This is a genomic window from Gordonia sp. NPDC003422, assembly GCF_053588675.1.
On sequence record NZ_JBSFQL010000005.1, the window covers coordinates 156,800 to 178,645 of the forward strand.

Consider the following 21,846-nt stretch of genomic DNA (forward strand, 5'->3'; position numbering starts at 1 on the left):
CCTCATCTGCAACAGGTGGCGTACCGGTGTTACGGATCGTCGAGGCCGAGGCGCCTCCCGACATCGAGCTACCAGCGGTCAGTGCGATTGCGCCGCCGATCATTGCCGTGGCCCTATCGCCTGAGCGCCTCGTATCCTCCCACTGGCTCGACACCGCCAGCTTCACGCTCACCGAGGTCGACACCGACGACATCCGGTGCGTATGGGTCGAATCCATCGATGATGCGGTCGTCGCGATCTCGGAGCGCTGCAAGCGATTTCCGATCACCGCGAGCGTCAACGCCGACGTGTTCGCGTCGGCTTTGACTTCCGGTTCGCTGCGGTCCGCGTTGATCACCGAGTCGCTCGCGTATTCGACCCTGCAGGCCGGCCCGGAGTTTGCGCGTTGGCTGTTGGAGCGCGGTCCGTCAAACGCGACGGTCACCTCCAGTGGTTCTCCGGTTGAGTTCGATCGCGTGGGCGACACGCTCCGTATCGTGTTCAACAGACCGCATCGTCACAACGCGTTCAACGATGCGATGCGATCGGAACTCCTCGCAGCACTCACCGTCGCCCATCACGACCCGTCGATCTCCGCCGTCGAACTCAGCGGCGCAGGAAGGTCCTTCTGCAGCGGCGGCGACCTGGCCGAGTTCGGCGGTTTCGACGACCCCGCCTCGGCGCACATCGCACGGACCCGGCACAGCCCGGCCCTCGCGCTCGACGCCGTGCGGGCGCGCCTCGGGACTCGGTGTCGGGCGACTGTGCACGGGCAGGTAATCGGCAGCGGACTCGAGATGGCGGCGTTCTGCGGGCATGTCGTCGCGCACCGCGACACCCGGTTCGGACTGCCCGAACTCGGCATCGGATTGATCCCGGGTGCGGGCGGAACCTACAGCATCCCGCGTCGGATCGGACGATGGCGGAGTGCCTACCTGGTCTTGTCGGGGATAACTCTCGACGCCCCGACTGCGCTGCGATGGGGGTTGGTGGACGAGGTCTCGACAATCTGATCATCGGGGTGGTGCAGCGGTGGTCGCGCGGACCATGAGTTTCGGGGGAACCACGATTCGGCGTGGGGTTTCGTTGTCGGCCATGGCCACGACGGCCTCGAGGGCATGACGCGCCAGCCCGTGCGCGTCCTGGGACACCGTCGTCAAGGGCACCGGTAGGAGCGAGGCGAATCGCGTGTCGTCGTATCCGATCACCGAGATGTCCTCGGGCACGCGTTTGCCGGTCCTGATGAGTACATCGATGACGCCGGTCGCGCATTCGTCGTTGAAGGCCAGAATGGCGGTCGGAAGTTGGTCGGCGGCGGACGGTGCGTCGAGCAATCCGCGGATCGCGCGAGCACCGTCGACAGCCGTGATCCCGCCGCTGATCACCGACGCCGACCTCGTGCGTCGATGCGCCGCCATTGACTGCACAAACGCATCCCGACGAACACGGCCCCCCGGCGCATCACCGCCGTCGATATGGGCAATCCGCCGGTGGCCCAGTGAGACAAGATGATCGACGGCCAACTGCACGCCTTGGGCATCATCGCCGCGAACGTCGCCGGCGCCGGCCGGCGCTGCTTCGCTGACGACCAGGGTCACCGGAATGCGTTCGGTGAGACGCTCGATCTCGCCGGGGTTCGATCGCGAGCCCACCAGGATCGCTGCTTCACACCTCTCACGCAGGAGGGTCTGCAGGGCAACGGATTCGGGACGTCGCGCGGTCACGGCGCTGATGAGGACGTCGCGTCCGGCATCGGCCGCCGCCCCGTAGATCTCATCCACCAGGTCGCCGTGGAACGGTTCCCGCAGTTCGAAGGTGACCCCGAGGACGCCCGTGGCCGTCGAACGGAGATTGCGAGCACGCTGATCCGGCACGTAGCCCATCTCGGCAGCAATCCGCAGCACACGTTCCCTGGTGGCGGCGCCGGCGCCGGGTGCGCCTCGCATCACGATGGACACCAGCGCCTTGGAGACTCCAGCGGCTTCCGCCACGTCGATCAGCGTCGGCCGCTGCTGTCGGGCCACGTTGCCAGCTCCTTCTTGACCGTTGTGAGGTGCGTCGCCTACTCTACCCTAGAACGTTCTACTAGAACGTTCTAGTCCAACGATCGAGAAGGCACGCCCGTGACCGCACCCACCTCTGCACCCATTGACCGATCCACCCGGAGCGACGTCGTTCGAGTTGCCACAATCGGCGCCGGGCGGATCGGCTCCAGCCATGCCGAACTCGTCGCCCGACACGTCCACGGCGCCGATCTCGTGGCCGTCGTCGATCCTGTCGACGGTGCGGCCCGCCGGCTCGCCGACCAGGTCGGAGCCGAGATCGCCACCACCGACATCGACGTCGTGCTCGACAGCCCACTCGTGGACGCGGTGCTCATCACCGCTCCCGCGCGCAGCCACAGCGAACTGGTGTGCCGTGCTGCCGCCGCCGGCAAACATGTCTTCTGCGAGAAGCCGATGGCGGTCACCCTGGACGAGGCAGACCGCGCAATCGACGCCGCGCGGACCGCCGGGGTGGTCCTGCAGGTCGGCTTCAATCGTCGTTTTGCCCCGGGCTTCGCGGCCGCACGACGGATGGTGGACACGGGACGCGTCGGAACTCCACAGTTGCTGCGATCGCTCACGCGCGATCCGGGACCGTGGCAGGCCGACCCGTCGCGCGTCCCGCAGTGGACCATCTTCCTCGAGACACTCATTCACGACTTCGACGCACTGTGCTTCCTCAATCCGGGCGCACGGGCAGTCGCGGTACATGCGTTTGCCGACGCGCTGATCCGCCCCGACGCCAAGGCCACCGGTCACCTCGACACGGCCGTCGTCACGGTCACCTTCGACAACGGCGCCATCGGAACCGCGGAGGCCAGCTTTTCTGCCCTCTATGGCTACGACGTCCGCGGTGAGGTGTTCGGTTCGGCCGGAATGGCTACCGCAGGCACTGCCCGCACCACCGACATGACCTTCTTCGGTGCCGGCGGCGTCGAAATCGAGACCGCGCGTCGTGACACCGAACTTCTGCACACGGCATATGTCGGTGAACTGGCGGCGTTTGTCGAAGCCATCAACACAGCTGGGTCAGAGCAGCATTCATCGACGCCGACGGGCGAGGACGCCCGAATCGCGTTGGCTGTCGCGTTGGCAGCGATTCGCAGTGTGGAGACCGGAACCACCGTCGCCATCGACGAGGTGACACGATGACACCGTCGGGCTATGCACTGGCCGCGAGTGCGGAAATGCTCTACCTCGACCGGCCCTTCCTCGAACGCGTCCGTGCGATCGCCGAACGTGGCCTGCTGGTGGAGATCTGGGACTGGTCGACCAAAGACATCTCAGGACTGGCCGCATCCGGCGCACAGTTCTCCTCGATGACGGGCTATCTCACCGGCAACCTCACCGAGCCCGACGGCATCGCAGCGCTGCTCGACTCGGCCGAGGAGTCGATCAAGGTAGCGTCGATCCTGGACTGCCCGCGCCTGAATGTGCATGGGACGGGCCTTGATTCGAGTGGCCTGCCGGTGATCCCGATCGAGGTGACAACTCCGGACATGTGGCTGACGGCGGCGTATACGCTGCAGCGGCTCGCGGAACTCGGCGAACGCCACGGTCGAGTGTTCACACTCGAGAACCTCAACCTCGCTGTGGATCATCCGGGGACACCGTTTGCACGGGCCGCCGACACCATGGCGCTGGTTCGGGCCGTCGACTCGCCGTTCCTCCGCATGAATCTGGACCTCTATCACGCCCAGATCGGCGAAGGAAACCTCATCGAACTCGTCAGGAGCGCACTGCCTTTCATCGGCGAGATCCAGGTGGCCGACGTCCCCGGACGCTGCGAACCCGGCACCGGAGAGATCAACTATCCGGCCATAGCGGCAACGCTCAAGGACGTGGACTACACCGGCGTCATCGGCCTGGAAGGCTGGGCGAAGACCGACCCCGACGCCGCGATCGACGCGTTCGTCGCGGCCTTCCGCTGAGCCCTACCTCCCGCTGACTGAGGTGCGAGGCGATCACACTCCCGCGTTGGCGTCCTGCTTCTTCTTGAGTTCGAGTGCGATGTCGATGAGCTGATCTTCTTGACCACCAACCAGTTTGCGGTTGCCGGCCTCGATGAGGATCTCGGCCGCCGACACGTTGTACCGCTCCGCATGCCCTTCGGCGTGCTTGAGGAACGACGAGTAGCAGCCGGCGTAGCCCATCATCATCGCCGAACGGTCGACGAGGCACTCGCTGGGCATCGCCGGCCGAACAACGTCCTGTGCTGCGTCAGCGATCTTCATGAAATCGATGCCGGTGGTGATGCCGAGCTTGTCGCACACACCGACAAATGCCTCGGTCGGCGTATTGCCCGCTCCCGCACCGAATCTACGGATCGATCCGTCGATCTGCTGGGCGCCCGCGCGGACCGCGTTGATCGAATTCGCCACCGCGATATCGAGATTCTCGTGCCCGTGGAAACCCACCATCGCATCATCGCCCAGTTCGGCGACCAGTGCCTGTACACGCACCGTCACATCCTCGAGGACCAGCGCGCCGGCCGAATCCACGACGTACACGCACTGACACCCGGCGTCGGCCATGATGCGGGCCTGCTCGGCCAGCTTCTCCGGACTCTGGGTGTGGCTCATCATCAGGAAGCCGACGGTCTCGAGTCCGAGGTCGCGCGCGAGCCCGAAGTGCTGGATCGAGACGTCGGCCTCGGTGCAGTGGGTGGCTATGCGGCAGATCTGCCCGCCGTTGTCCTGCGCGGCGCGGATGTCGTCCTTGGTCCCGAGGCCCGGCAGCATCAGAAAAGCGATCTTGGCCCGCTTCGCGGTCTCTGCTGCCGCCTTGATCAGTTGCTGCTCGGGGGTTTTGGAGAATCCGTAGTTGAACGACGACCCACCGAGTCCGTCGCCATGAGTCACCTCGATGACCGGCACACCGGCGTCGTCGAGCGCGCCCACAATCGAGCGGACCTCGTCCTCGGTGAACTGATGCCGCTTGTGGTGACTGCCATCGCGCAGCGACGAGTCGGTGACCCGGATGTCGAGAGTGTCGGAGTACTTGCGCGCGTTGGCCATCAAATCGGTACTCATGCGTTGACTCCCAGCTTCTGCTTCGCGATCTCTTCGCCGACCTTGGTGGCGGCGGCGGTCATGATGTCCAGGTTTCCCGCGTAGGGCGGCAAGAAGTCGCCGGCGCCCTCGACCTCGACGAAGATCGAGACGCGGGCGTGGCCACCGTTGAGGACGCTTGGTGGGTCGAACTGCGGGTCCTGCAGGAGCCGATACCCCGGCACGTACTGCTGGATCTCCTTTTCCCGCTTGTGGATCGACGCGGCGATCGCGTCGGTATCGGCATCCTCGGGAATGGCGCAGAAGATCGTATCGCGCATGATCATCGGCGGATCGGCCGGGTTGAGGATGATGATCGCCTTACCGCGTTGCGCGCCACCAATGGTCTCGACGCCCTTCGAGGTGGTGCGGGTGAACTCGTCGATGTTCGCCCGCGTACCCGGGCCGGCGGATACCGACGACACCGACGCGACGATCTCCGCATACGGCACCGGCACAACCGAACTCACCGCGTGCACCATCGGGATGGTGGCCTGCCCGCCACACGTGATCATGTTGGTGTTCGGCGCGTCGAGATGCTCGCGCAGATTGGCCGGCGGCACCACGGCCGGCCCCACCGCGGCCGGGGTCAGGTCGACTGCGGTGATCCCGGCCTCCTGATACTTCGGCGCGTACTCACGATGCACGTAGGCCGACGTGGCCTCGAAGATGAGGTCGGGCTTCTCGCTGGAGCCGAGCAGTTCGTCGGCTCCGCCGCTCATGGTGATCAGGCCGTGATCGGCCGCCCGTTTCATACCCTCGGAATCGGCGTCGATGCCCACCATCCAGCGTGGCTCGATCACCTCGGATCGTTCCAGTTTGTACATCAGATCGGTGCCGATGTTGCCCGACCCGATGATCGCTGCGGTCAGCTTGGCTGCCACCTGCGCCTCCTGTGATTGTCCTGCGTTCAACATGTTGTTATTCGAAATCCCGTGCTACTCGAAATCCAATGTCACGCTGCCGAGTCCGGCGAACTCGGCAACGAAGCGATCGCCCGCGTCGATGTCGATGGCCCGGGTCGCCGTGCCGGGCAAGATCACGTCGCCCTTCCGCAGCCGCACGCCGAAGGCCTCGACCTTGCGCGCCAGCCAGCTCACCGCATTCAGCGGATGTCCCAGCACCGCAGACGAATTGCCCTTGGCAACCACCTCGCCGTTGCGATGCAGGACGGCGTCGATGTCGCCGGCGTCTATCTCACTGATCGGCACCCGCTGCTCACCGAGAATCCAGCCGCACGACGACGCGTTGTCGGCGATGGTGTCGCAGAGGGTGATCTTCCAGTCCTTGATGCGCGAATCGATCAGTTCGATCGACGGGACCACCCACTCGACCGCCTCTATGACGTCGTCGTTGGTACATCCCTCACCCGGCAGGTCTGCGCCCAGGATGAAACCGACCTCGACCTCCACTCGCGGATAGCAGAGCTTCGACCGGTCGATCGGCGTCGACTCGAAGTACTGCATCTCGTCGAGAAGATGCCCGTAGTCGGGCTCGTCGACGTTCATCATCTTCTGCATCGCCTCGGACGCGAGGCCCACCTTGTGTCCGGCGACCTTGGCCCCGGCATCGAGCCGTTTGCGGATGTTGATGAGCTGGATCTCGTAGGCGTCGACGACGTCGAGTTCGGCATGCGAATCGGTCGGTCGGTCGATCGCGACCGCCGACTGCTCCGCGTTCCACAAATCGAGAGCGATGCGCTCACGAATTGCCTGGTCGACCGCCATATCGTCCCCATTCCCGTGGAGTGAACGTGTTCTAGTTTAGGGCATGACGCCGCGTGGCGGGAGGGGCACTCGAGGGCTCGTCGATCTGCCGGCACGCCTCGTGGCTCAGACGTTACGACGCGGACGGCCGAGTTCGTGCCCCATCGCCCGCCCAGTGGGACTCGAGGCCCCGAGCTTGCTTTGGATCTCATTTTGTATCCAATCTGCTAGTCTGCATGCTCATGACAACTGAGCAGGACGGCACCGACGCCGCGTCACAACCCCCGGTGATCATCGATGTCACCGATGGCGTAGCGACGCTCACCTTGAACAACCAGCGCCGAAAGAACGCCATCACGCTGGGGATGGCGGCGCTCATCGACGACTTCTGCGACCGCGTCGAGCGAGACATGCGGATCGGCGTGGCGGTCGTCCGTTCGAACGGCGCCTACTTCTGCAGCGGTGCGGATACGCGCGACCTCGCGGCGTCGTCGTCGGATCCGGCCTCACCCGAGGCCGTGTCACGCACCTCGGCGGTCTACCGCACCTTTGTCCGGATCGGCGAGCTGCCGGTACCGACCATCGCGCGCGTCGTCGGCGGTGCAGTCGGGGCGGGCCTGAATTTGGCGTTGGCCGCCGACATCGTGATCGTCACCCCGGATGCTGTGATCGACAGCGGGTTCGCGGCACGAAGCATTCACCCTGGTGGCGGACATCTCTCGCTTCTGGGACGCGCCACAGGCTGGTCGACGACCCTCGCGATGGCGACATGCGGCCAATCGTTCACCGGAACCCAGGCGGTCGACCGCGGCCTCGCCTATGCAGCGGCCCCGGAGAACGAGATCGACGGACTGATCGCCGGCCTGACAACAGCGCCGGCCGCCGATCCCGAACTGACCCGACGGATCAAGCAGAGCGCTCGACTCGAACTCGGACCGCCCGCGGTCAGTTGGGCATCGGCGCTGGAGATCGAGCGCGGCGTGCAGATGTGGTCGATGTCGCGAAAGGGGCAGGGCGCCTGGTCGTCTCGCGGTCCCGCGAAGTCATGACCGCCGCCACGCGGCTTCGCCCCTCAGACGCCGACCTGGCCGCATTGCGCGCCGAGGTTCGCGCATTCCTGCGAACGGAATTGGCGGCGGGGAGGTTTGAACCCGTCTCGGACAGTTGGATGACCGGATTCGACGGCGACTTCAGTGCGCGCATGGCCGCACAGGGCTGGATCGGCATGACGATGCCGACCGAATACGGCGGCCACGGACGCTCCCCCATCGAACGGTTCGTCGTGACCGAAGAGATGCTCGCCCACGGCGCACCGGTTGCCGCACATTGGATCTCGGACCGTCAGATGGCTCCGGGAATCCTTGCCAACGGGACCGAGGTCCAGAAGGCCCGCTACCTGCCGGCGATCGCGGCGGGTGAGCGATTCTTCGCGATCGGGATGAGCGAGCCGGACGCCGGATCGGATCTCGCGGGTGTGCGGACGCGCGCCGTTCCCCACGACGACGGGTCGTGGACGATCACCGGAACCAAGGTCTGGACCACCGGCGCCCATCTGGCCGATGCCATGGTTCTGCTCGCCCGTACCGACGGCGGCCCCGACGACAGGCAGCGGGGTCTCTCCCAGTTCGTGGTGGATCTCCCCCACCCCGACATCGAGATCCGACCGTTACGCAGCATCGACGGCGCCGAACATTTCAACGAGGTGAAATTCCACGACGCACGGGTCGGGGCAGATGCGCTGCTGGGCGTCCGCGGACAGGGCTGGGCACAGGTCATGGGAGAGTTGGCCTTTGAGCGGTCCGGACCAGAGCGATACCTGTCGACGATGCCGCTGCTGCGCGCCTGGGCCGATCTTCTCCGCACCACCGGAGCTACACCCGAGCAGCGAAAGACGTTGGGCATGCTCACCGCTCGGGCGTGGGCGCTGCGTCGAATGTCACTGGCTGTCGCGCATGAACTCGATGCGGGTGGCCGCCCCGACGTGCTGGCCGCGATGGTCAAGGACGTGGGGTCCACCTTCGAGGGCGACCTGGTCGAAGCCGTTCGCACGTCGAGCGGCACTGTTGCAGCGCGAGGAGGTCACGACCCGTTTGCACGTCTGCTCGCGGCCAGTGTGCTGCACACACCGGCGTTCACCCTGCGGGGCGGGACCAATGAGATCCTCCGCGGAATCGTGGCTCGGGGAATGGGATTGCGATGACCTATCCCAACAACGAGATCACCGAGGTTGTCGACACGATCGTCGACCGTGTGGGCATCGACACCACCACGCCCGCCGCGGTGCCCGACCGAGATCTATGGGCGGCGCTGGCGGAGGCCGGCTTCACGGCGATCGGAATCCCCGAGAACGTCGGTGGTTCCGGCGGGAGCATGGCCGACGCCGTCACCCTCGCAGCGGCAGCTTCGGCGCACGGCGCACTGACGCCGGTGATCGAGCACACCGTCCTTGCTGGATGGCTCGCTGCGAGCGCCGGTTTCGATGTGGAGTCGGCCATCGCTACCATTGCCGTGGGCGATAGTCGTTGTGCCCTCGGTGATTCCTCCGAGGCCATGGTGATCGACGGATTGGTCACCGGGGTGGTCCACGCCGACATGGCCGACGTCGTGGTCGTCCTGGTCGAACCGGCTGGGTCGGGATCTCCACAACTCGCAGTAGTCTCGACATCCGCGCAGGGGATCACCGTCGATGAACGAACCGATCTGATCGGAGCGACCGTCACCGACCTGACGTTCGACTCGACTCCTGTTCTCTTCCAGGCACCGTCACCGATCGGCATTGATGAGCTGCAGACACGTGCAGCACTGGCCTACTCGGCGGTCATGGCAGCCTCCGCGGGCGCGATCCGGGACCGCACGATCCGATACGTCAACGAGCGAACGCAGTTCGGACGGCCCTTGTCGAAATTCCAAGCCGTCCAACATCGTCTCGCCTGGTTGGCCGCTCTCACAGCCCTGTGTGAGACTGCGGCTACCGCGGCCGTCGACGCATCTCAGAGTTCTTCCACCGAAGCGGCCCAAACCGCAATCGCCGCCGCCAAGACCGTGGCGTCGTCGAGCGCACGAGAGATCACGGCCGCGGCGCATCAACTCCACGGCGCCATCGGTTTCACCGCAGAGCATCCGTTGGGCCGGTTCACCACGTCGCTCTGGACATGGCGCGACCGGTATGGGAGCGAACAGGATTGGGCTCAGTTGCTGGCCGCCCAGATCCTCGATGACGGGACCGATGTCTGGGATGTGATTGTCGGAGAACACACGGACGCAGGGGGCAATGCATGAACGCACACGACGACCGCATCGACGGCCGCAAGGCGTGGCGGACCGCGGACAGTACCGAGAACCATGGCGTCCTGAGCGGTGTCCGAGTCCTGGATCTGAGCCGGGTGCTGGCAGGGCCGTACACCACGCAGACGCTCGCCGACCAGGGCGCCGAGGTGATCAAGGTCGAGGCGCCGACTGGTGACGAGACCCGGGGATGGGGTCCGCCGTTCATCGAATCAGGCACGAGCAGCGCCTATTACGCGGGACTCAATCACAGCAAGGAGAACATCAGCCTGGACCTGCGGACAGACCAGGGACGCGGCATCCTCCGTGAACTGCTGGCCGGCGCCGACGTGGTGGTCGAGAACTTCAAGGCGGGAACCATGGCGCGCTGGGGTTTCGACTACGACGATGTGCTCGCGCCGATGAATCCCGGGCTGGTGTATTGCCGCATCACCGGCTTCGGGGTGGACGGACCACTGGGTGGGCTTCCCGGATACGACGCCGTTCTGCAGTCCTTCGGCGGATTGATGAGTATCAACGGGTATCCCGACCGCAAACCGCTGCGCATGGGTGTCCCGATCGTCGACTTGATGGCTGCCAATCACGCGGTTCAGGGGATTCTTCTTGCGATGCTCGAGCGCGGCCGTAGCGGCCGCGGGCAGCTCGTCGATATCACCCTGCTCGATTCGGTGATCTCCATTCTGCATCCGCATTCCGCGAATTGGCTTACCAGCGGCTCGGTTCCGCAACGAACGGGCGATGTTCATCCCACTGTGGTGCCCTATCAGGTCTTCACGGCCCGAGACGGCGACCTGTTCATCAGCGCCGCCAACGATCGCCAGTTCCGGTCACTGGCCTCGGCACTCGGCGCTCCCGAGGTGGGGTCCGATCCGCGTTTTGCCACGAATGCCGATCGGCATGCGCACCGTGACGAGCTCATCGCAACGCTCAGCGAACGCATCGCCACGCATCGTCGCGAGGATCTCGCTGTGCGACTCGAAAAGGCCGGCGTCGCCGCCAGCGCCGTGCACACCGTCGACGAGGCGCTGCAGTCCGAGCAGGTGCGCCATCGTGGACTCTTCCTGGACACCGAGGAGTACCGCGGAATCGGCGTTCCGGTCTCCCTGAGTCGTTCAGCGCACCGGAGTCCGCGTCCCGCGGCGCCGCGCGGCCACGACACCCGAGCCTTGCTGCGGGCGATGGGCTACACCGAGGAGACGGTCGAGGAGTTTGCGGCGTCGGGTGTTCTCGGCGAGCCACTCACCACGGAATCCGCACTGTGACAATCGATTCGGATCGGACCATGGGGAAGGTCTCCGGTCGGGTCGTCGGCGGGATCGAGCACCTCATCGTCACCGGCGAACTGCTCCCCGGCCAGCCGATCCGACAGGAGTTGATGGCACAGCGTTTCGGTGTCAGCCGGCTACCCGTGCGAGAGGCACTGCGACAACTTGCCGCATCGGGACTCGTCTCTCATGAGCCGAACGTCGGCTACACGGTGGCGCGGTTGAACAAGACCGACTTCGACCAGATCTACCGGATGAGATCCCTACTGGAACGCGAAGTGCTACTCAGCCTTCCGAAACCCGATGACATCACCCTTGCCGAGGTCGTTCGTCTGGGCACCGACGTCGCCCACAGCGCTGCACACGACGACATCGTGACGATGCGTCTGCGCAACCAGAACTTTCACTTCGCCATGTTCGGGCAGTCACCACTGACGCTGATGGTTGCCGAGCTCCGTCGACTGTGGACCATGGCGATGCCGTATCACGCTGCTTACCTGCATGATCCGGCAGCGCGGGCCCGAGTGTTGGCCGAGCATGACCAGATCGTCGACGCCTATGCCACCAACGACACGACGAGAATGGTCGAACTGATGAACCTGCATCGTGAGGGTGGCGAAGCGAGTACGGGACTCATGCTGCAGGGCGGCTCCCAATAGACTCTGTGTCGTCTGCGCTTTCGTGCTCGCCGCCGAATTCAGCTGCGTACGCCGCCCGACCAAGCACTCGGCCGAGTTCCACGTACGCGGCGAACTGTGCTTCACCGAACCACTGGTCGGATGTGCTGTCATGCGGGAAGGTCGGGCTTTCTGCGGCATAACGTTTCAGCCATCCCGGACATTCATCGGTGAGCACGGCTTTGGCGAAGATCAGCAAGCCGGTGTCATGGTTCTCCGGAAGACCCGCGGCTGCCGGATACATGATGTCGCCCACGATGATCGGTGACAGGGCAACACGCTTGGCGAGTTGGTCCTCCATTCCATCGATCTCGGTGGGCTTTTCCTCTGATCCCGGAACGATGTCGCGCAGACCGCCCTCACGTAGGACGATTCGCACGCCGAGTTCGTACTCGGCCAGGCGGATGGCCTCGTGCAGGGTGCTCAGCGTCGGAGGTGGATCACCACTGGCATCGACGCAGTAAATGGTTCGACACTTGCGTCGGAGACATTCGACCAAACCCAGGTTCTCGTAGTGTCCACCATCGGTGACCTGCAGAAGACGGGCACCACGATGATTGCAGCCCAGCACTTCTCGATAGAGATAGGACACGCCACGGAACAACGGGAACCGCAGGGGAACACTGCGGTCCCGGCCGCGATGGAACAATCCACCGCCTGCTTCCCGCTCGTCCTGGTCGGCGGCCCGGACCTCTCGGACGAACTCGGGATTGGGTAGCCATGTGCCGAGGCGTGCCCCGGACAGCGCGAGCAGTTTCTGGTACCAGCGGCCCTGCCGCCCCATCGAAGACGCGAAAGCCGACCCGCTGGTGGCCATCGCGGCTTGCACCGTCAGATCGCGGCGTAGGCGGGGCGAGCAGGTCGACGCAGCGGCCTTGGTCGGGAGGTACCCGAATTCGGGTCCACCGATGTGGTCGGCCGACATCGTGTACGAGTAGGCACTCAGGCCGGGCGCCGGCTTGTCGGTGCCTGTGACCGCTGCGGCGCAGGCGAACACGAAGTGCGGCAGGTCCTCTCCGGTGGTCCCATGAGTCGAGAGGTCGGTGGATTCCTGGTAGTGGTACGGCTCTGCCACATTCGCCCCTCGTCGCACCGCGAAGGCCGCCGCAAGGCGTCGACGATAGAACGGGTGCAAGCTCACCGACGTGACGTCGAGTGCTGCGACGACGAGGATCAGCCCGGCAGCGACTGCCATCGTGGTGACGAACGGCCCGAGTGGGCGATCGCCCACGATCACCTCCAGCCCGCTCGCGGCGACGCCGCCCGCCACCATCAGCCAGGTCACCCCCAGCAAGATCAGGGACAGCGCTGTCGTGATCAGCGAGATGACGCCGCGCGGCACCGCTCTGACCACACCTTGCTTTCCGCCCTTGCCGACCAGACCCTTGGCCCGCTGCCACCACGAATCCTTGTGGCGCCATAGCATCGCCACCAGTGTCGCGACGTACTGAACGAGGAACAGCGCGGTCACGCCACCAACGGCCGATGGAAAGTCAGAGGAACCGGAATCGTTGTCGTGCACGATGTTCCAGCAGGTGTGCATCAACGCGGGAATGGCGAAACAGAGAGTGACCAACAGGATCACCGACCCGGCGCTGAACTGCACCATCCGTAGCCCGGCCTCATTGATCCGGATGGCCGTGGACACCCCATTGCGACTCGTACGCTTCGACTTTGGATCGAAGACCTCGGCGAAGACCGAGATGAGCAGGGCCACCACACCGGCGGCCACGAACACTCCGATGGCCCACATCACCATCGGAACGTGTCCCGCGGTCGTATCGGAACTCATCACGCCCGTTGGGACGATGTCGATCGCCGACAGTGGAATATCGGCGAACAGGAGGGCGATCAGACCACCGGCGATCACGGCAGGGGCGAACAGGCTGACCAACGCCACCACGAGGTTCCGGAAGACCACGCCGAGCGCCACCGCGAGACCGCCCGCGGAGTCGGCGATGAAGCTGGAGTGACGACGGATGTGGTCGAACTCCATCGACCCCTCGGTGAAACGATCGGACAGTTTGGGCGGAGGCGGCGTTGTCACCGGTGACGTTTCGCGATCTGCGGCCGTCGCAAGTGCAGGACGCGGCGCGTTCGGCTTCTCTTGCAGCGCAAGGAGATAGGCACCGGCGGTGTAGCCACCACCGGAGACCGAGACGATGTGATCGAAGGTGTCGAGAACCTTGGGACTGCGTCCCGGGTTCTGCTCGTCCGGACAGAGCTCCCTCCTTGCCAGTGTCTGCATCGCCCCCATCGCCACGCACGCCGAGCGAATTCCGCCGCCGGAAAGGCACAAACCGCGCGGCTCGTCGCCGCTGTTCTCGCCACGCCCGGCGGGTGGTGGCACGTCAAAGCCCTTGGCCCACCTCGTCTCATCGCCGGCGACCTCGATGGTGTCGACGACGTCGAGCATGGCGGGCTCGTTCTCGCCGTCCTTCTTTCGTGGCTTGGCGACCCGGCCGACCGTGATCCACGAGGTCAACAGTCGGAAGAGGACGTGCCCGAATCCGAGTACCACCGGGATCGAGGCGACCAGCATGCAGAACTTGATCGTCGCCGCCACCGACACCGCGAACCGCCAGTGGGGTCCGCCGAGAAGCAGGACGTTCTCGGTGACGTCGGCGACCACTACGACGGCCGCGACACCCATCGACACCAGTGCCATCACGCGGGTCGCATCCGCGAATGCGTACAGGTACACAAAGATCGAACAGACCGCCAACACGATCGCGTAGCCGACGATCACAAACCAGTCGGCAAACACGGCATCATTAACCTGGATCGAGCTGGTCGGATCGTTGAAGGTGTACGCGAGCAGCCCCGGCGGCGATGCCTCGCCCCAGTTGAGGGCGATCAGCACCACACCTGCGCTGATCGCGAGTACCGGTAGCGTGACGATCCACACGATCGGCGCCCTGCGCGCGCGGTCGACCAACCGCGTTGACTGCTCGTCCTCCATGACGATCTCCCGACATCGACGGCGACGTGCAGGGAACGGCACGACGTCCGTCGTCTCAGCCTCGTCCCCGTCGAACCGGGGTGCACGAGTAGACGGCTACGCGAAACCCGCGGCTCGGTGCTACTCGGTGCTCGCGGCCGACGGCGACGGAGTGTCCGGCGCCGAGGCCCCTACCCAGTCCCGCTGCGAGGCAACCTGCGCCAGCTGCCGTTTGGGCGCCCACTGTTGCGTCACTCCGACACCGACCATCCACACCGCGATCGGGAACAGGTCGAGGATCGGCGTGTGGAAGACGTGTTCGAACCACCATTGCAGCAGCCCTGCGAGGATCGCCAGACCGGCGGCCGCAAGGATGGCGAACCACCAATTGGCCCAGAAGGTGAAGGAGAGGAGCGTGAGCCCGAGCACGGCTGCTGCGGCCACGAAGCCCGCATAGCCAGCCGTGCCGTAGCCGGGGATCCAGTCGACGATGACATGCGCGAAGCGGCTGTCGCATGTGGCCTTCGAGTTGTTCATCATCTGGCGCACGCACTCACCGTTCGCCGCGGCGAAATACGCGAAGATGCCCGTCCCGGCAAAGATGACCCAGGTGGCGCCGATGAGGAACAGACGCCAGCCGCCTCGCTTCGGAGGCACGGTCCGGACCTTGAGCGATTCGGCGTTGAGGTACCACAGTGCGAGTACCACTCCAACCGTGGCCAGGACCATGAACTCCAGTCCGATACCGAGCGTCGTGTCGGCGTCGACCCATTTCGCGAAGTTGTTGATCCACCAGGCAGTTCCGATCGCGATGAGCACCACCGCGAGTGCGGCGGCCGCGATCTGGTGGTTTCTGGCGCGCGGCCACGCCTTGGTCACACGGCTCTGCCAGCGCTCCGGCCGAGTGGTGTCGAACCCGCGTGGCGCGGCGTCGATCGCAGCTCTCACCCGCGACCATCGTTTGTGAACCCGGAATCTGCGCCACAGGAGATACCCGCCGGCCGCCGCCAACAGCGTCACGAAGACTCCCTGGCCCACCGACTTGGTCGCACCAGAACCCAGGAGGGTAGCGGCAAGCATCGCGACCCCGACAGCCGCGACGAGACGCAGGAGGTCTGCGGCCAGGGTGACGACCGGCACCAGCGGCCGCACGGCAAGCAAGGCGATTCGGGTGGACAGGCCCTGGATTCCACCTGCCGAGGACTCCGCGGGCCAGAGCGCGCGCAGCAACAACGGCACTGTTCTGGCGACCACCCCGAACCGGTATCCGATCGGCAGATTGTCGATGGTCTCGCCGCTCACCGTGTCGATGACCCGCAGCACCGTCTCGCTCGGTGGGGCGTCGTCCGCAGAGCAATCACCCTCGGGAGCCTTCTGGATCTCGCTCTGGAGATCACGGATCGCCTGCTCCCGAACTTGCTTGCCCACAGCGGGTTTCATCAGCAATTCGACGACGCCGGCCGCGGCATCCAGCCGCCCCCAGCACCAGTCGTTGCGCCGCCATCCCGCGTCCAGGAAACCACCGAACCGGGCAAGCACCGTGCCGGCCAGTTTGACGTCGGCGCGCTTCAGCTGTTCCGCCTCGTCGATCGCCCGCTTCCGACGCTCGGGCGTGAGCACCGCCGGATCGGTACCGGCGCGCAACCATGTCTCGAGTTGGCTGTCGATGGCGGCATTCACGAGTTTGGGAAACGCGGCCCGCGGTGTGGTGTCACCGGTGATCTCGGTGAACCGCACAGTGGATGCGGTGTTAGGTATTCCGGACTGCGCGCACAGACGGGTGATACCGGCGATCGTCAGATCCATCCCGCGGATTGCCGCGAACAACGACTCGTTCCAGGCGGACAAGTCCGGGTCCGCGGCGTCGTCACCATTGTCATTCACGACGGCCCATGCCTGCACATGCGAGAGATAGTCGACCAGTCGCGTCCGCAGACACGCCAGAAGCGAAGACCCTGGCGGCGGCGTTGGCGCGCCCTTCTCGCACACCCCTATTCCCGTCACACCGCTGCCGGGCGCAGCCAGTGCGGCATAGAACTCCTCTTCGGCGACATCAGCCGGTTCCGGCGCAAGGACGCCTGCTACACCGGTTGATATCCACAGTCCGTCCTGCCTCGCGATACCCCTGATCATCCTCGTGCTCATGGGCTCGTCGTCGGGACCTCCGGCGGGAAGGGACACGAGCATCGCGTCCGTGGTGATGCGACGCCCCTCCCGCAGCACGGTCAAACATCGGTAGAGACCGGCCTTCAGATCCCGCAGTGCGGGCGTCGCCTCGGCGGCCGAGAGTTGCTCGTCGCCAAGCCTTTGCAGTTGTTGAACCCACGCAATGAGAATGCGACACGCCTCGCCCAGCCGGACGACATCGCCAAGGCGATAGACCTCTCTGGCCGATCTCACCTCCTCGGGTGACGGCCCCATCGGGATCGATCCGTCGGCCGGATATGAGTCGATGAACCCATAAGCCCTCAAGACCTCCCGACGGATCGGCAGGATCGTGCTGTTCTTGAATCGCGGATAGGGCCTCGAATCAAATGGCCGGGAACACATCTGGGCCACCGGATCCGCAAGCAGTTCACCGATGCGTTCCGTCTCGTTTCCGATCCGGCAGTCGAGATAGCCAGCTTCGCTTCCGAAGTCGACACCGTCAGCGGGCGACCCGAAGCCACCGAGCGCATTCATCCGATCCCGGACCTGCGTCTCGGAGGCGTTGTAGCGCCATATCTGTGCCACCTCGTCTGCGGCACTCTCCTCGCGCTTCTGAAGTTTCTTCGCTCCCAACACAACCGAGAGCCATGAGACCGAACTCGCGGTCTGGGCGTCCGCTCCTCGCGTCCCGCCTACCGGTGCTGCCGGTGACTCGTCCTGGCGTGGCGGTTGCGGATCCAGGTAGATCAGATGCCGCTCAGACGGATCCGACGCCGGAGCACGTTGAATCGCCCGCAGCGCGCGATCGATCGGGATGTTGTCGAAAACTCCACCATCGATGACCTTGAATGTGTCGACGGGGCGACCCAGCCGCTCGTTTGCGTCCGTGCCGTCGGCGCCCTGCCGAGCGAACGGAAACACCGAGACCATGTTGACGACCGCATCCTTCGCGCTGCCCTCGACGAGTTCTCCGCAGTCGGTGCGTACGGGTCCCGTCGCGTCGGCTCCGAGAACGGAATGCACCGCCGCCGGCTCGAAAGCGCCTGGAAACGACGAGGTCGACCGGGCGGCGAGTGCCATGCGCCTCCTCGCAAGGTCGGGAGCGTCGTCGGCGGCGTCCGGAGCTCCGGGGATCGTGCTGAATGCCGACTTGAGTCCGCCTGGCCGTCGCGCGAACGAGAAGTTGGCTCGGTTGCCCAAACGTTGCTCGCCGTCGGTCAGCAGGGTCGCCGCAAGTTCCACGGCGATCTGATCCTGCTGCGGCGCGCGTTCAAGCTTCGCCGCGTCCCCAATCTTGTTCAACGTGTCCGTGGCGAGCGCCAAGAATCGACCATCGCCATCCAGCAGGGACGGCACAGACCCCCAACCCTGGTCGCGAATCAGGTCCCACAGATCACCGTCGTTGGACCACATCCGCCCGACCGTCCGGTCACTGACCACGCCATAGCTCTGCGTGAGCGCGTACAGAATCGCGTTCAACCCGCCCGCGCTGGCGCCGGCCAGGATGTCGAACTCGACGGGACCGAAACCTGCGCTGTCCAGCATCTGGCGGTACAGATGCGCTCGTCGACGACGCTCGTCGCCGGGCGCCGGGCACCTGGGCGACGCGAGTTCCGGCGACCCGTTCGTGCAGCCACATTTCTCCGTCCCCCACGCCGCACGCCGCATCAGGTCCAGCTCGGCGACCGCGCCGCCGATCCACACCGCCATGCTGACGCCACCGCGCATGGCGAGCGCGATGCGCAGGGTCTTGCCTTCCAGGGCCGCGGGCGCGGTGGATGGATCGCCCGATGGAGCGTTCGCGGGTTTCGACAGTTGCTGCGCTGGCGTTTCGGGCACGGGACTCCTCAGGTCGGCATGCGAAAACGACTGGTCAGGCGGGATCGCTACCAGGATCACCGATGTGCAACCCTGGCGCCCGAGTAACGCGCTACTCGATTTCACTCCGTGACCTGCGGAGAGCCGTACCTGGTAGGCCCGCCACGCGCACAGTGCACACGGTCGGGCTCCCACGTACAGATTTCCGCGCAGGTACCGCCACCCCTGGCGCCACATTTCTGCAACGTGTTCTAATTTGTAGGTAGAACACGTTGCACTCGCGGCGCACGAAGGGACCCACATGGCCGACGCGACCGAACCAGCAGTCAAGGAGAACGGCGAGGAGTTCGACGTCATCGTCGTCGGCGCCGGAGCGGCCGGTATGAGCGCGGCCATCACCGCGGCCAACAAGGGTCTGCGCACGGTGCTGATCGAGAAGTCGCCGTACTGGGGAGGCTCGACCTCCCGCTCCGGAGGTGGCGTCTGGATCCCCAACAACTCCGTGCTCAAGCGCGACGGCGTCGAGGACACTCCCGACAAGGCTCGCGAGTACGTCCACGCCATCATCGGCGAGCACGCGCCGGCCGACCGCATCGACGCCTACATCGACCGCGGCCCAGAGGCGCTGGACTTCCTGATGGCGCACGCGCCGCTGGACCTCGAGTGGGTCAAGAACTACTCCGACTACTACCCGGAGGCGCCCGGCGGTCGGCTCGGTGGGCGCTCGATCGAACCCCGGCCGTTCGACGCGCGCCGCCTCGGCGACGACCTCAAGACGCTGCACCCGCAGTACACCAAGGCCCCGCTGAACATGGTGGTGCTCCAGTCCGACTATCGCTGGCTCAACATCGGGATGCGGCATCCGAAGGGCATAGGGCGGATGGGCAAGGTGGCGGCACGCTTCTTCTGGTCGCGCAGCCGCGGCAAGAAGAACATCGCCATGGGCGCCGCCCTCGCCGCCGAACTGCTGCTCGGGGTCCGCTCGGCGGGCGTGCCGATCAGGTTCGACACCGGACTCAAAGACCTCGTCACCGAGAACGGTCGGGTCACGGGTGTCATCGCCGAATCCGACGGCGCCGAGGTCACCATTCGCGCCCGACGCGGCGTGATCCTGGCGTGCGGCGGATTCGAGCACAACGCGGAGATGCGCAAGAAGTATCAGCGCGACCCGATCGGCTCGGAGTGGACGACCGGAGCAACCTCCAACACCGGCGACGGCATCAACGCGGGACTCAAGATCGGTGCGGCCGTGTCGCACATGGACGACGCCTGGTGGGGCCCGACCATCCCGCTTCCCCGCGGGCCGTGGTTTGCGCTCTCGGAACGTTCGGTGCCCGGCACGTTCATCGTCGACATGGCCGGCAAGCGGTTCATGAACGAGTCGCTGCCGTATGTCGAAGCGGTACACCAGATGTACGGCGGCGAGTTCGGCCAAGGCGACGGCCCGGGTGAGCATGTGCCAGCCTGGATGGTCTTCGACCAGCGCTGCCGCAACCGCTACCTGTTCGCGGGAATCAATGCACGCCAGCCACTTCCGAAAAAGTGGTTCGAATCGGGTGTCGTCGTCAAGGCCGGCAGCATCGCGGAGCTGGCCGAGAAGATCGGGGTGCCCGCTGATGCACTGAAGGCCACCACCGACCGCTTCAACGGTTTCGCCAAGACCGGCACCGACGAGGACTTCCACCGCGGCGCAAGCGGATACGACCATTACTACGGCGACATCACCAACAAACCGAATCCGAGTCTCGGCGCCGTCGACAAGGCGCCGTTCTACGCCGTGAAGATGGTGCCGGGCGACCTCGGCACCAAGGGTGGCATCGACGCCGACGCGAGCGGGCGGGCCCTGCGGGCCGACGGATCGGTCATCGACGGTCTGTACGCGGCCGGCAACACCAGTGCGCCGGTGATGGGCCACACCTATGCCGGCCCTGGCGCGACGATCGGACCCGCGCTCGTCTTCGGTTATCTCGCCGCACTCGACTGTGCGCGCGAGTCCGAAACAGCCGGTGCCGCAACCCCGTCGACAGGAGCCTGAACCGTGCCCATCGATCCCGGCGTCGCCCTCGGCGCCGAACTCCCCGAGGTCACCTTCTCCTGGACGCCGTCGGACGTCGCGCTCTATCACCTCGCGGTGGGAGCGGCGGCCGACCCGATGGATGTCGCGGGGTTGGCCTACGTCGACGACGCGACGCCGAAGGTGTTGCCCACCTTCGCGACCGTGGCGGCGAGCTTCCATGCGACCGAACCGCCCAAGGTCTCCTTCCCGGGCGTCGACATCGACCTCGCGAAAGTGGTGCACGGCAGTCAACAGATCACCGCGCACCGGCCGCTACCGCCGGGCGGCAAGGCGACCACCCGCACCCGCATCGCCGAACTGCAGGACAAGGGTTCGGCCGCGGTGATCGTGCAGGAATCGGTGACCACCACCGACGACGGTGAGCCGCTGTGGACGGCCCGGTCGTCGATCTTCGCAAAGGGCGAGGGCGGCTTCGGGGGCGAGCGGGGCACGTCGTCGAAGATCGCCTACCCCGACCGTGACCCCGACCACCGACTCACCGTGGCCACCCTGCCCCAGCAGGCTCTGCTCTACCGACTCTGCGGCGATCGCAATCCACTGCACTCCGATCCGGAATTCGCCTCACGCGCCGGCTTTCCGCGTCCGATCCTGCACGGCCTCTGCAGCTACGGAACCGTCTGCCGGGCAGTCACGGACGCCGTGCTCGATGGTGACGTCGCGGCGGTCGGCGAGTTCTCGGCCACCTTCGCGGGGGTCGTCTTCCCCGGCGAGACTCTCAGCGTCAACGTCTGGGAGGCCGACGACCGGCTGCTCGTCACCGCCACCGTCGGCGATCGTGACGACGCACCCGCACTCGGCAATGTGGTGCTCCGCCGCGCGCAGTAACCTCGACGCGGCGGCCACACCGGCCACCAC

16 protein-coding genes are annotated in these 21,846 nt (G+C 65.6%); 10 read left to right on the forward strand and 6 right to left on the reverse strand.

Translation table 11 applies throughout. The annotated features are described in order from the left end of the window. The first annotated feature begins 26 nt into the window (after nucleotides 1–26). The gene (locus ACWDTF_RS06625) at nucleotides 27–992 is read left to right on the forward strand and encodes an enoyl-CoA hydratase/isomerase family protein (protein WP_374247819.1); all 966 of its coding nucleotides are present in this window, start codon (nucleotides 27–29) and stop codon (nucleotides 990–992) included. Here the strand turns inward: ACWDTF_RS06625 and ACWDTF_RS06630 are convergent, their stop codons facing one another. After that, a complete protein-coding gene (locus ACWDTF_RS06630) occupies nucleotides 993–2,003 on the reverse strand; it encodes a LacI family DNA-binding transcriptional regulator (protein WP_449754140.1) in 1,011 nt (336 codons plus the stop codon). 99 nt (nucleotides 2,004–2,102) lie between these two features. Here ACWDTF_RS06630 and ACWDTF_RS06635 point away from each other — a divergent pair, with 99 nt between their 5' ends. Next, complete coding sequence (locus ACWDTF_RS06635; protein ID WP_449754141.1) at nucleotides 2,103–3,176, forward strand: Gfo/Idh/MocA family oxidoreductase; 1,074 nt, start codon at nucleotides 2,103–2,105, stop codon at nucleotides 3,174–3,176. After that, a complete protein-coding gene (locus ACWDTF_RS06640; RefSeq protein ID WP_449754142.1) occupies nucleotides 3,173–3,955 on the forward strand; it encodes a TIM barrel protein in 783 nt (260 codons plus the stop codon). Before ACWDTF_RS06635 ends, ACWDTF_RS06640 begins: the two co-directional genes overlap by 4 nt. 33 nt (nucleotides 3,956–3,988) lie before the next feature. Here ACWDTF_RS06640 and dmpG read toward each other — a convergent pair whose 3' ends face one another. The 3 genes from dmpG to ACWDTF_RS06655 are packed head-to-tail and all read right to left on the reverse strand — an operon-like array spanning nucleotide 3,989 to nucleotide 6,801. Further along, nucleotides 3,989–5,056 (reverse strand): 4-hydroxy-2-oxovalerate aldolase, encoded by a 1,068-nt coding sequence (gene dmpG, locus ACWDTF_RS06645; protein WP_355274997.1) that lies wholly within the window; start codon nucleotides 5,054–5,056, stop codon nucleotides 3,989–3,991. Beyond that, nucleotides 5,053–5,958 (reverse strand): acetaldehyde dehydrogenase (acetylating), encoded by a 906-nt coding sequence (locus ACWDTF_RS06650; RefSeq protein WP_449754166.1) that lies wholly within the window; start codon nucleotides 5,956–5,958, stop codon nucleotides 5,053–5,055. Before ACWDTF_RS06650 ends, dmpG begins: the two co-directional genes overlap by 4 nt. Before the next feature lie 54 nt (nucleotides 5,959–6,012). After that, the gene (locus tag ACWDTF_RS06655) at nucleotides 6,013–6,801 is read right to left on the reverse strand and encodes a 2-keto-4-pentenoate hydratase (protein ID WP_449754143.1); all 789 of its coding nucleotides are present in this window, start codon (nucleotides 6,799–6,801) and stop codon (nucleotides 6,013–6,015) included. Nucleotides 6,802–7,022: 221 nt separating this feature from the next. Between ACWDTF_RS06655 and ACWDTF_RS06660 the strand changes: the two genes are divergently transcribed. The 5 genes from ACWDTF_RS06660 to ACWDTF_RS06680 are packed head-to-tail and all read left to right on the forward strand — an operon-like array spanning nucleotide 7,023 to nucleotide 11,989. Continuing rightward, nucleotides 7,023–7,829, forward strand: a complete 807-nt coding sequence (locus tag ACWDTF_RS06660) for an enoyl-CoA hydratase-related protein (RefSeq protein WP_449754144.1) — start codon at nucleotides 7,023–7,025, stop codon at nucleotides 7,827–7,829. Further along, a complete protein-coding gene (locus tag ACWDTF_RS06665; RefSeq protein WP_449754145.1) occupies nucleotides 7,826–8,980 on the forward strand; it encodes an acyl-CoA dehydrogenase family protein in 1,155 nt (384 codons plus the stop codon). Before ACWDTF_RS06660 ends, ACWDTF_RS06665 begins: the two co-directional genes overlap by 4 nt. Beyond that, entirely contained in the window at nucleotides 8,977–10,059 is a 1,083-nt protein-coding gene (locus tag ACWDTF_RS06670; RefSeq protein WP_240861917.1) for an acyl-CoA dehydrogenase family protein, read from the forward strand. The genes ACWDTF_RS06665 and ACWDTF_RS06670 overlap by 4 nt, the downstream gene beginning before the upstream one ends. Continuing rightward, on the forward strand, nucleotides 10,056–11,327 hold the full coding sequence (locus ACWDTF_RS06675) for a CaiB/BaiF CoA transferase family protein (protein ID WP_449754146.1): 1,272 nt from the start codon (nucleotides 10,056–10,058) through the stop codon (nucleotides 11,325–11,327). The genes ACWDTF_RS06670 and ACWDTF_RS06675 overlap by 4 nt, the downstream gene beginning before the upstream one ends. After that, nucleotides 11,324–11,989 (forward strand): GntR family transcriptional regulator, encoded by a 666-nt coding sequence (locus ACWDTF_RS06680; protein ID WP_308221083.1) that lies wholly within the window; start codon nucleotides 11,324–11,326, stop codon nucleotides 11,987–11,989. The genes ACWDTF_RS06675 and ACWDTF_RS06680 overlap by 4 nt, the downstream gene beginning before the upstream one ends. Here the strand turns inward: ACWDTF_RS06680 and ACWDTF_RS06685 are convergent. Beyond that, complete coding sequence (locus tag ACWDTF_RS06685) at nucleotides 11,964–14,969, reverse strand: hypothetical protein (protein WP_449754147.1); 3,006 nt, start codon at nucleotides 14,967–14,969, stop codon at nucleotides 11,964–11,966. The genes ACWDTF_RS06680 and ACWDTF_RS06685 overlap by 26 nt on opposite strands. 120 nt (nucleotides 14,970–15,089) lie before the next feature. Beyond that, complete coding sequence (locus tag ACWDTF_RS06690; protein ID WP_433257961.1) at nucleotides 15,090–18,935, reverse strand: DUF3376 domain-containing protein; 3,846 nt, start codon at nucleotides 18,933–18,935, stop codon at nucleotides 15,090–15,092. A gap of 280 nt (nucleotides 18,936–19,215) precedes the next feature. Here ACWDTF_RS06690 and kstD point away from each other — a divergent pair, with 280 nt between their 5' ends. Both kstD and ACWDTF_RS06700 read left to right on the forward strand, forming a co-directional pair. Then, the gene (gene kstD, locus ACWDTF_RS06695) at nucleotides 19,216–20,949 is read left to right on the forward strand and encodes a 3-oxosteroid 1-dehydrogenase (protein WP_355275021.1); all 1,734 of its coding nucleotides are present in this window, start codon (nucleotides 19,216–19,218) and stop codon (nucleotides 20,947–20,949) included. A 3-nt stretch (nucleotides 20,950–20,952) separates the two neighbouring features. Next, entirely contained in the window at nucleotides 20,953–21,816 is an 864-nt protein-coding gene (locus tag ACWDTF_RS06700; RefSeq protein WP_449754148.1) for a MaoC/PaaZ C-terminal domain-containing protein, read from the forward strand. Nucleotides 21,817–21,846 lie beyond the last annotated feature (30 nt).

Excerpts from the sequence above, each read along its gene's own strand:
- dmpG (WP_355274997.1), bottom strand. The coding sequence starts at position 5,056 with ATGAGTACCGATTTGATGGCCAACGCGCGCAAGTACTCCGACACTCTC.
- kstD (WP_355275021.1), top strand. The coding sequence starts at position 19,216 with ATGGCCGACGCGACCGAACCAGCAGTCAAGGAGAACGGCGAGGAGTTC.
- ACWDTF_RS06640 (WP_449754142.1), top strand. The coding sequence starts at position 3,173 with ATGACACCGTCGGGCTATGCACTGGCCGCGAGTGCGGAAATGCTCTAC.
- ACWDTF_RS06685 (WP_449754147.1), bottom strand. The coding sequence starts at position 14,969 with ATGGAGGACGAGCAGTCAACGCGGTTGGTCGACCGCGCGCGCAGGGCG.
- ACWDTF_RS06655 (WP_449754143.1), bottom strand. The coding sequence starts at position 6,801 with ATGGCGGTCGACCAGGCAATTCGTGAGCGCATCGCTCTCGATTTGTGG.
- ACWDTF_RS06665 (WP_449754145.1), top strand. The coding sequence starts at position 7,826 with ATGACCGCCGCCACGCGGCTTCGCCCCTCAGACGCCGACCTGGCCGCA.
- ACWDTF_RS06675 (WP_449754146.1), top strand. The coding sequence starts at position 10,056 with ATGAACGCACACGACGACCGCATCGACGGCCGCAAGGCGTGGCGGACC.
- ACWDTF_RS06670 (WP_240861917.1), top strand. The coding sequence starts at position 8,977 with ATGACCTATCCCAACAACGAGATCACCGAGGTTGTCGACACGATCGTC.
- ACWDTF_RS06660 (WP_449754144.1), top strand. The coding sequence starts at position 7,023 with ATGACAACTGAGCAGGACGGCACCGACGCCGCGTCACAACCCCCGGTG.